The sequence below is a fragment of the Arthrobacter sp. Y3221157 genome, from assembly GCF_059089865.1.
The window spans coordinates 21,287-31,037 of the sequence record NZ_JBNHFD010000040.1 but is presented as its reverse complement, the minus strand read 5'-3'; the positions used below and the strand labels follow the sequence as shown (position 1 = coordinate 31,037).

Genomic DNA, 9,751 nt, shown 5'->3' with positions numbered 1-9,751 from the left:
CGATCGCGGCCGCGAAAGCGATCAACGCCGCGAAAATGGCGCTCTGGGGCGACGGCACGCACCGCGTCTCGCTCGACGAAGTCATCATCACCATGCGGGAAACCGGCAAGGACATGAGCGACAAATACAAAGAAACCGCCATGGGCGGCCTCGCCGTCAACGTCGTCGAATGCTGACGTGTGGTGTCTCGATGCGGACGGTGGGCCGCAGCTAGTTATGGGCGGCGGCCCACCAGTTCAAGGTGGAAGCGAATACCAGCCACGCCACGTAGGGAAGCAGGAGCAGGCCGGCGGCCCTGCTGATCGGACCGAACTGTAGGACAGTGATGGCGACGGCGGCTATCAGTGCCAGGATGATGGCCAGTGCCAGCCATAACGCCGCAGAACCCAGCATGGGGTACAGGCCGAAGAACACCGGAGTCCAGGCAAGGTTGAGAACAAGTTGGATGGCGTAAGCGGTCAGCGCTGGCCTGGTGTTCGCCGTCCGCTTCCGCCAGACAAGCCACGCCGCAACAGCCATGGCCGTATACAGCACAGTCCATACCGGCCCGAACAAGAAGTTCGGCGGGGACCAGGGCGCCTTGTCCGCGTTAACGTACCAGCCGTCAACGTTGCTGGCGGTGGCCAGCCCGCCCAGCGCAGCAACCAGGAAGGACGCTGCCAGGAAGCCGGCCAACGCGGCCACCTGGATGCTGCCGCGGTGGGATTGGGCGCGTTCCTCCCGTGGCATCAGCTGTTCCCGTTCTGGCTGCATCCTCCCACCCTTGCGAGCCCCGCTGCCCGAGTCAAGGCGGAAGGCCGGTCCTGCTGCAGGCTTTAGACTTGAGGCTGCATGTCCGCACACATCCACGAGTACCGAAACCGCGCATCAACCCGATTGGACACGGCCCCCTTGCGAGAATTCACCGCACGTTTTGCCACCGCCGAGGAAATTGAAAACTGGGACAAGCACGTCACGGCCAACCCGAACGGCGGCAACATGCTGCAGTCGGCCGCCTACGCCATGGTGAAAAACGGCAGCGGCTGGAAGGTCCGCTTCCTGGTGCTGGAAAGCCGGGAAACAGCCAGCTACAACCTGGTACTGGAAAAGAAGTTCCCCGTGCTCGGCCGGCTGTGGTACCTCATCAAAGGCCCTGATCTCGCCGCGCCGGAAGATCTAAAGGCCGCCTTGGAAGCCTGTGCCGCACTTGCCCGCGGGCGCAAGCTCAACGTCTTCACCATCAAGATCGAACCGGACATCATTGACTCTGCTGATGCCCAGGCGCAGCTGGCCGCCGCCGGGCTGGTCAAGGCGCCGAACATCCAGTCCAACGACTCCACCGCCCTGCTGGATATTTCCGGATCCGAGGAAACAGTCCTCAAGAACATCTCTTCCCGCGCCCGCAACGCCATCCGGCGGGCCGAGCGGGAAGGCTGCGAAGTTGTGCGCAAGGAACAGGGGCCGGAAACGTACCGCGCCCTGTACGACCTCATGGCGGACACGGTCAAGGCCAAGGGCTCGATGCCCCTGCGCAGCTACGAGTACTACGCCGCCTTCTGGGACGAATTCTGCAACCGGGGCCAGGGGAACTTCTTCTTTGCCTACGAGGACGGCAAACCCAGCGTGGGCGCCTTCGTGATCAACTACGGCGCCAAAGCGACCTACAAAGACGGCGGCTCCACCCAGAACCGCAAACAGTACGGCGACTCGCACCTGGTCCAGTGGACCGCAATCCGGCGCATGCAGGAACTCGGTTGCACCGAATACGACTTCTGCGGCACACCACCGTCCTCCCGCATCAAGGACAAGAGCCACAACCTCTACGGCATGGGCATGTTCAAAACCAGCTTCACCAAGACGGTTACGGACTTTGTGGGCTGCCACGACTACGTGCTCTCGCCACTGCGGCACCGTCTCTGGGTCAAGGGCGCAGAAAGGGTGTTCCGCCGGATCGAAACGGCGCGGACCGGCCAGCAGTTCTACTGACCCCCACCCGTCCCGCGGCCGCCAGCGCCAGCAGTGCGCCGCCTCAAGCCCCTCCCGCACCGCGGCCCCTGCCACGCCGCGAGAACACCGAAGAAGGTAAGCCCCTTGAATCCAGTTCCCACCGCCACCGGCCTTGAGCCCGCCGTCCTCAGCGATGCCGAGTTCGAGGCGTTCGCCCTGAAGCATCCGCAGAACAGCTTCCTGCAATCCGTCGAATTTGCGCGGTTCCAGCGAGCCCGCGGCCAGGAGGTGGAACTCTTCGGGGTACGCAGGGATGGCGAACTCGTGGCGGCCGGAAAGCTGAACTACACCACCACCCGCCTGGGCTACACCGTGTGCGAATGCGCCAAGGGGCCCCTGATGGACTACGCGGACCGGGACCTGGTGACCGCCATCGTCGGACTCCTGCGGAAGCGGGCCGGCGAACGCAAAGCTGCCGAGCTGCGCATCTCCCCAAACATCCACTACATCGCCCGGGACGAGGATGGTGCAGAACACCCCGAGGTGCTGGACAACCGTCCGCTCGTGGCCCAGCTGGAAGGGCTGGGATTCCGGCACCAGGGACTGGACATGGACTTCGTGAACGTCAACTGGATGTTCATCAAAAGCCTCCAGGGCATCCAGGACGCGGAAGAGCTGATCATGAGCACCAGTTACCGCACCCGGAAGGCAATCCGGAAGGCAGAGAAGAACGGCGTGTTCCTCGAGCAGGCCACGCTGGAAACGCTGGACGACTTCTACGCCGCCCTCAGCCGGGCCGGGGACGAAAAGGGATTCGTCTACCGCGAGCGGGCCTACTACGAGCACCTGCTGCGCACCACGTCCCCTGAGTTCACCAAGCTCATGGTGGCCAAGATCGACATCCCGGCCTACCGCAAGTCCATCAGCGACCGCCTGGCCAGTGAGTCCGCCACTGCCGCCGACCTCCGCCGCGAAGTGGAAGAGACTGGCAGCAAGAAGAAAGCCAACCGGCTCAAGGTGGTCCAGGACCTGGTGGACAGTTATGAGCGCAGCCTCAAGGACATTGAGCGGTTCCCGGACTCCGTGGGCGTTGCCACGGTGGCCGCCATCCACTTCGTTTGCTACGGCGACGAGGTGGTCTGCGTGATCGGCGGCACCGTCCAGGATTACATCTACTTCAACGGCGCCACGTCGCTGTACTGGGGCATGATGCTGCACGCCCTGGAAAAGGGCTATCCGCGCTACAACTTCTACGGAACGTTTGGCATCTCCGGCCAGGACCAGGAAGGCCACGGCGGCTACGAGTTCAAGAAGGGCTTCGGCGGCGAGGTGGTCCAGCTGGTGGGTGACTTTGCGATGCCCGTGAGGCCTGCCGTGTTCCACGCCAACCGGCTTGCGCGGGCGGCCGTTGCGGCGGCCCGTACGGTACTGGGCAGGTTGCCCGGCAGGCGCACATCCTGACGGGCAGTCCGCACCACAGTACAGTCCACACCGCACAGGGAGGAGGGACCCTTGACTGACCGACCCGGGAGCCCGGCGGCAGGCCGCCCGCAACGGGCAAAGCCTGAGCCTGCAAAGCCTGAACCCGCCGCCACAAGGCCCGAGCGGGCCGGAGCCGGACGTTCCGGGGCCCAGCCTTCCGGTGCCCAGTCTTCCGGGGTTCGGCCTCACACCGACGGCCTGCCAAAGACGCAGGCGCTGACCGCTGCCGAACTGCGGCAAGACGCTGCGGCGAAGAAGATGCTGCGCCGCCTGGTCCAGGGTGAAAACCCGCCGACGGCGCCGTTGAGCATCGTGGACCGGCTGGCTGGCAGTCCTTATGCAAACCCCACCATCCAGGTGGGCGGCGTGGACACTTCCGCGCGGAAGACGCTTGACTTCGCCCTGCACCTGGCTGAAACCATGTTCCGGTACGGTGCCGGCGCGCTGGAGGTGGAGACCAGCATCATCGCTGTAACCGCGGCGCTTGGGTTGAAGAACATCGAGGTGGACATCACCAACCAGTCCGTGGGCATCAATTACGCGCCCAAGGACCAGACGCCCATTGCGCTGCTGCGCGTGGTGCGGTCCTGGACCAACAACTATGCCGGCCTGGCCAAAGTGCACCAGCTGGTGACGGACATTGTGGCCGGGGGAGTGGGCCGGGATGAGGCCATCCGCAGGCTGAATGAGGCGATCACCAGCCCCAAGCCCTTTCCGCGCTGGATGGTAACGGTGGCCTTCGGTATTTTCGCGGCGGCGTTCGTGGGCGTGCTGGGCGGCGGCCCGGTGGCCTCGGCCATCGCGTTCGTTGCCAATATCGGCATCAGCCTGCTGGCGCGCCAGCTGGGACGCTGGCGTGTGCCGGACTTCTTCATTACCGCCAGCTGCTCCTTCGTGGTGACCCAGCTGGCCCTCCTGCTCTGGCAGTTCGGCCTGACCAACTCGCCGGCGATCGTGGTGGTGGGCGGCATCCTCCTGCTGCTCCCGACAGGTCGCCTGGTCTCGTCCGTGCAGGACGCCATCAACGGGTTCCCCGTCACGGCGGCCGGACGGTTCCTCTCAACACTGCTGACCTTCGGCGCCATCGTGGCCGGCATCGCCGTCGCGTTTGTGGTGGGTGAACTGACGGGGATGCCGCGGATCGACGTCACGCAGACGTTCCCGCCGGCCTACGATCTGTGGGTCCTGGTCATCTTCGTGGCGGTGGCTGTGATGGCCATCTGCATCACGGAACAGACCAGCTGGCAGCTCCTGCTGCCCACCGCGGCTGTGGGCGTCGCAGGCTACTTCGTCCTGCTTGGCGGCGGGCTGCTCGGCATCGGTGACCGCTTTTCGCCGGCTCTTGCTGCCGTGGTGATCGGCCTGCTGGCACGCGTGGTCGCCCTCCGCCTGGGCGCGCCGCAGCTGGTGGTGGCAGTCCCCGCGGCGCTGATCCTGCTCCCGGGCCTCACCATTTTCCGCTCCATGTACGTACTCACCATCGAGGAAGCCGAGATCCTGCTGGGCGCGGGGGGAATGCTCAGCGCGGGCGCGATTGTGCTGGGAACGGCCGGGGGAATCGTCCTGGGCGACACCCTGGCGCGGCCGCTGACCCGGAGCCTGGCAAGCAACGAGCGGCGCCGCGCCCGCCGGCGCTGACCCGGCACGCGGCAGGTTCCGGCTGACGGTGCCGAAGGTCAGATCTGGCCGACCGGAAGCTTTTTTTCGGCCTGGAACACGTCCTCCACGCGTCCCTGCGCCCAGTAGCCGGACAGCGAAACCTGCCTGCGTTCCAAGCCGCGCTGGGTGAAGAAGACTTCCCGGAGAGCCTTCATGTAGCCCCGCTCGCCGTGCGCGAAAACGTCCACCGTGCCGGCAGGCCATTCGGCGCCGGCCACAGCTCTGACCAGCTGGTCGCTGGACCCGGCCGGTACGCCGTTACGGAACAGCCAGGTGATTTCCACGCCTGCCGGTGCCGTGAGCGGCTGCACGTCGGCGTCGGAATCCACTTCAAGGAAGGCCAGGCCTGTCGCCTCCGGAGGCAGTGCCTCGAGGCACGCGGCGATGGCGGGCAGCGCTGCCTCGTCGCCGGCAAAAAGGTACCAGCCGGCTTCCGGGTTGGGATTGTAGGCGCCGCCCGGCCCGGTGAAGGTGATGGGATCGCCCGGCTGTGCCTTGGCCGCCCAAGGGCCGGCCAGCCCGTCGTCGCCGTGCACCACAAAGTCGATGGCAAGTTCCCGGGCTGCCGGATCAACCCAGCGCAGGGTGTACGTGCGCGTATAGGGCCACTGCTCGCGCGGCATGGTTTCCCGGATGCTCCATAGGTCCAGGGGAGACGGGTACTCGACGCCGGGCTGCGGAAAGACAATCTTAACGTACCGGTCCACGAAGCCGTTGTTGACAAAGTCAGCAAAGCCCGGGCCTCCAACCACGATGCGGACCATGTGCGGCGAGAGCTGTTCCCGGCGGAGCACCTCCAGATTGATCTGGGGGCGGCTCTTCTTGGTGGCGCTGGTGGCGGCAGGAACAATGCTCATAAGGCAAGCCTAAGCTAAGGAACTGGCGGAAGCTCCCAGGTTACGTCCCGGGCGCCCTGCTCCCGGAGGAGCCGGTTGACCTGGCTGAAGGGCCGGGAGCCGAAGAAGCCACGGGACGCCGACAGCGGGCTCGGGTGGGCGCTGGATACCACAGGGGTATCACCCAGCAGAGGACGGACTGATTCGGCTTCCTTGCCCCACAATAAAGCCACCAGCGGCAACGGCGCGCCGTCCGGGGACTGCCGGGCGGCGACCGCGGCGACGGCCGCCGTCGTAATTTTCTCCCAGCCCTTGCCGCGGTGGGAACCGGCGGAACCGGCACGCACCGTCATCACCCTGTTCAGCAGCAGCACACCCTGCTCCGCCCAGGCGGAAAGGTCGCCGTGCACCCGGGCGGGGATGCCAAGGTCCGCCTCCAGTTCGCGGTAGATGTTCGCGAGGCTGCGGGGGATGGGCCGCGTGCGCCTGTCAACGGAGAATGAAAGGCCGACGGCGTGACCCGGCGTCGGGTAGGGGTCCTGGCCCACCACCAGGACCTTCACGCCGGCAAGGGGCTGGCGGAACGCGCGCAGGACGTTCGACGGCGACGGCAGCACCTGGTGCCCGGCCGCCACCTCGTCTGCCAGGAAGCCGAGGACGGCGCGAAGCTCTGGTTCCACCTCCGCCAGCGCCGCGGCCCAGTCCGGAGCCACGAGGTCCGTCAGCGGGCGCCGCGCGAGTTCGGCGAACTCTTCCATTCCGGCTGGGTCCTGGTCTAATTCGAACAAGGCGTCTGATTCAGGCACCGTCCCATTCTTGCAGGCGAGCGGCGGCACTTAGGCTCGGATGGGAGCCCCGGCCCCCACCGACGCAAATGACAAGGCTGTTATTCCTCCGTAGCATGGAGGTAAGACATTTCCCCTAGACCTCGAAGGAGTGTGCCGTGGCGGAACCGGCCCGGGAACATCTGCCCGAGGAATTGCCGGAGCAGGAACCACGGAACACCCTGCTGGCGGACTTCACGCTGCGCGAGTCCCCGCTCAATGAACGCGAGCAGCAGATGCTGGCGCTTGAGCGTCAGTGGTGGAAGTACGCCGGAGCCAAGGAACAGGCCATCCGGGAGCTCTTCGACCTCTCTGCCACCCACTACTACCAGCTGCTGAACGCCCTGATCGACCGCGAGGATGCACTCGCCCACGATCCCATGCTGGTCAAAAGACTGCGTAGACTACGTACGTCCCGCCACCGTGCCCGGACCGCCCGGCGCCTGGGCTCCGACACCTAGGACCACCCGCGCCCCCAGCAGCAATTCCCAAGGAAGTCAGCCATGACCAGATACGCCCGCGACGAATTCGACAAGGTCCCGGAAAACCCCCAGCGGCAAGGTGTCCACCGCACTGCTTCTGCGCCCTCGCGGGTACGTCTCTGGCCCATCCTGGCAGTAGGGGTGGCGGCGCTGGCCATCGGGCTGGTGTCTTTCCTGATCCTTCCGAAACTTGGCTTCAGCGGCACGGGTGCCCAGGTATCTTCCAGCCAGGAAGCGGCCCCGCTGGCGGAAACGGGGACAACGCCTTCGGCCAGCCCTGAAAGCACCCCGGAACCTACTGCGGAAGCCACGCCATCGGCGTCGACCGGGCCATCGCCCAGTGCCGCGGCCGTTCCCGAAGCCACCACCGCGGCGCAAGCGCAGGTCTTCCTTGACCGGACCCAGCCCGTTGCCGTCTACAACGCCACCGGAGCGGCAGGCCTGGCGGGGCGGGTGGGCGGAACCGTCCAGGCGGACGGCTGGACCCTGGGGCAGGTTGGCAACTGGGCCGGAGCGCCGCAGCAGGGTTCCACCATCTTCTACGCCGGACCTGAACAGCTGGCCAACGCCCAAGCCCTCGCGCGGCTGCTGGGCGTCTCCACGCTGGTCAGCAGCGCGGACTTCCAGGTTCCCCTGGTTGTGGTGCTGGGACCCGGTTACCGGTGAGAATCCCCGGTCCGGCCGGTCACGCGTAAATAACTATTCCCGGCTCCACTCCCGGACACCTGCAGCGCCAGGCAGGCATTGGCTAAAGTGAAGTCCAGGGTCCGGTTCGGGGCAGGCAAGCATCATTCGGGCTCCTGAGTCCCCGGTCTCAACGGAAAGAGTTGGTCAGCATGGCACTGGGAACCGTGAAATGGTTCAACGCGGAAAAGGGCTACGGCTTCATCACCGTTGACGGATCCGGCGACGACATCTTTGTCCACTGGTCCGCCATTCTGGGTGAGGGCTACCGCGCGCTGGATGAGGGGCAGCGCGTTGAGCTTGAAGTCGGCGAAGGCGAGAAGGGCCCGCAGGCCGAAAGCGTCCGGCCGGCCGAGTGAAGCATTTCCCCGTTTCCGCCGTCCGTATCCGTCCGGCGCTCGCCCTCTCCACTTGTGCCCTCCTGGCTGCCACTGCCTGTTCCGGAGTCACCGGCAACGTCCGCGTAGAGTCAGTCGAGGCGTCAGGCGACGGCATCCTGCGGGTTGGCCTGGTCCTGGACAACGCCGGTGACAGCAGTTTCCTCAATGACTCCCAGCTTGCCGCGGCCAGGCTCGCGGTCAGGGAGATCAACGCGACCGGCGGCCACAAGGGCAGGCCGGTGGAACTCCTGCCGGTCGAGTCGGGCCAGGATGCCGCGGCACAGGCACATGCACTGGTGGCCGGCAAGGCAGACGTTGTCATAGGACCCACCGATTCGACCCACGCACCCGCTGTCATTGATGTTCTCTCCCGGGCCAGGACACCGCTGATCTCGCCGGCCAACACGGCTGCAGGACTTACCGGCACGGACTCTGGCGGTTACTACTTCCGCACGGCCGCCGCGGACATCGCCCAGGCACCCGTCCTGGTGAAGCTTGCGAAGAATGCCGGTGCTGCCTCCGTTTCCGTGGTGTACCAGGAAGGCGCCTACGGCAAGGAAGTCGCCGATGCCATTTCCGAAGCAGCGGGCCCGGCCGGACTGGACGTTGCGGCAACCGGGGAGTTCCCTCCGGGGGAGGCGGGCCGGGCCGCCGGCGCGGCAGGGGAGGCCGGTGCCGATGCCGTGATCCTGGTGGCCCGCGAAGGCGCCCAGGGCGCACTCACGGAACTGGGCAATGCCGGGATCGCCGGCTCCCGCATCATCCTCAGCGATGGAGCCTTCGCCCATTACGGGTCCAAGCTGGGCGCCAAGGCACTGGAGGGTGCCCGTGCCGTGGTCCCCGGACAGCTTCCCTCCGCCGGATTCCAGGAACGGCTGCTCGCTGTTGACGGCCAATTGAAGGATCTTTCCTTCGCCGCCGAGGCCTACGACGCCGTCACCCTCGCGGCGCTGGCCGCGGCCCGGGCACAGGACGACGCCGGCCGTTCCATCGCCGCCAACCTCATCAGCGTGTCCGGCGGCACTGCCGGCGGTTCGGCCGAGGCTCCCGCCTGCTCCACCTACAAGGACTGCGTCGCCGGGCTGGCGGCGGGTGATGAGATCAATTACGACGGCGAATCGGGCCCCGTCGCGTTCGACGCCAACGGAGACATCACCACCGCGAACTTCAGGGTCTTCACGTATGGCGCCGACAACCTGCCGGCACCCAGCGGCAGCGAAACAGCGGGGCGCAGCGGAAACTGACGCGCTGATCGCCGTCAGCGAATACTCCCTGCCGGCCCGCCGCTTCAATCGCCCTTCGCTTGCACTCTCACGTAGGGAGTGCTAATTATTGACTTAGCACTCTGACGTACCGACTGCTAACGCGAAGCCTGCTTCAACCGGGTGGTGCGCGGCATCGGGCTAGGAGCCAAGAAACACCTAACTGGAGTGAGGTCCGCACCCGGAGGCATACAGAGGCCGCCGGCAAAGGACCGT

11 protein-coding genes are annotated in these 9,751 nt (G+C 66.1%); 8 read left to right on the top strand and 3 right to left on the bottom strand.

Translation table 11 applies throughout. The features are described from left to right. A partial coding sequence (locus AC5RTT_RS11885; protein ID WP_494145356.1) for an L-serine ammonia-lyase, iron-sulfur-dependent, subunit alpha occupies positions 1-176 on the top strand: 176 nt, incomplete at its 5' end. Between the two features lie 34 nt (positions 177-210). Here AC5RTT_RS11885 and AC5RTT_RS11880 read toward each other — a convergent pair. Beyond that, positions 211-753: a TspO/MBR family protein gene (locus tag AC5RTT_RS11880; RefSeq protein ID WP_494145354.1), complete on the bottom strand. Its 543-nt coding sequence runs from the start codon at positions 751-753 to the stop codon at positions 211-213. A 78-nt stretch (positions 754-831) separates the two neighbouring features. Here AC5RTT_RS11880 and AC5RTT_RS11875 point away from each other — a divergent pair, with 78 nt between their 5' ends. The 3 genes from AC5RTT_RS11875 to AC5RTT_RS11865 all read left to right on the top strand — a co-directional run bounded on the left by AC5RTT_RS11875 (position 832) and on the right by AC5RTT_RS11865 (position 5,046). Then, on the top strand, positions 832-1,965 hold the full coding sequence (locus AC5RTT_RS11875; RefSeq protein ID WP_494145353.1) for a lipid II:glycine glycyltransferase FemX: 1,134 nt from the start codon (positions 832-834) through the stop codon (positions 1,963-1,965). A 105-nt stretch (positions 1,966-2,070) separates the two neighbouring features. Then, a complete protein-coding gene (locus AC5RTT_RS11870) occupies positions 2,071-3,387 on the top strand; it encodes a peptidoglycan bridge formation glycyltransferase FemA/FemB family protein (protein ID WP_494145352.1) in 1,317 nt (438 codons plus the stop codon). 51 nt (positions 3,388-3,438) lie between these two features. Continuing rightward, positions 3,439-5,046 carry a threonine/serine exporter family protein gene (locus AC5RTT_RS11865; protein ID WP_494145351.1) on the top strand — a complete coding sequence of 536 codons (1,608 nt, stop codon included), beginning with the start codon at positions 3,439-3,441 and terminating at the stop codon, positions 5,044-5,046. A gap of 38 nt (positions 5,047-5,084) precedes the next feature. On the opposite strand, the gene AC5RTT_RS11860 is transcribed toward AC5RTT_RS11865, so the two are convergent. Then, the gene (locus AC5RTT_RS11860) at positions 5,085-5,924 is read right to left on the bottom strand and encodes a siderophore-interacting protein (protein WP_494145350.1); all 840 of its coding nucleotides are present in this window, start codon (positions 5,922-5,924) and stop codon (positions 5,085-5,087) included. Positions 5,925-5,938: 14 nt separating this feature from the next. After that, complete coding sequence (locus tag AC5RTT_RS11855) at positions 5,939-6,709, bottom strand: uracil-DNA glycosylase (protein WP_494145349.1); 771 nt, start codon at positions 6,707-6,709, stop codon at positions 5,939-5,941. Between the two features lie 137 nt (positions 6,710-6,846). Between AC5RTT_RS11855 and AC5RTT_RS11850 the strand changes: the two genes are divergently transcribed. The 4 genes from AC5RTT_RS11850 to AC5RTT_RS11835 all read left to right on the top strand — a co-directional run bounded on the left by AC5RTT_RS11850 (position 6,847) and on the right by AC5RTT_RS11835 (position 9,517). Beyond that, entirely contained in the window at positions 6,847-7,188 is a 342-nt protein-coding gene (locus tag AC5RTT_RS11850; protein WP_494011717.1) for a DUF3263 domain-containing protein, read from the top strand. Between the two features lie 42 nt (positions 7,189-7,230). Beyond that, positions 7,231-7,875, top strand: a complete 645-nt coding sequence (locus tag AC5RTT_RS11845; RefSeq protein WP_494145348.1) for a LytR C-terminal domain-containing protein — start codon at positions 7,231-7,233, stop codon at positions 7,873-7,875. Between the two features lie 170 nt (positions 7,876-8,045). Continuing rightward, on the top strand, positions 8,046-8,252 hold the full coding sequence (locus AC5RTT_RS11840) for a cold-shock protein (RefSeq protein WP_494011715.1): 207 nt from the start codon (positions 8,046-8,048) through the stop codon (positions 8,250-8,252). Next, complete coding sequence (locus AC5RTT_RS11835; protein WP_494145347.1) at positions 8,249-9,517, top strand: ABC transporter substrate-binding protein; 1,269 nt, start codon at positions 8,249-8,251, stop codon at positions 9,515-9,517. The genes AC5RTT_RS11840 and AC5RTT_RS11835 overlap by 4 nt, the downstream gene beginning before the upstream one ends. Positions 9,518-9,751 lie beyond the last annotated feature (234 nt).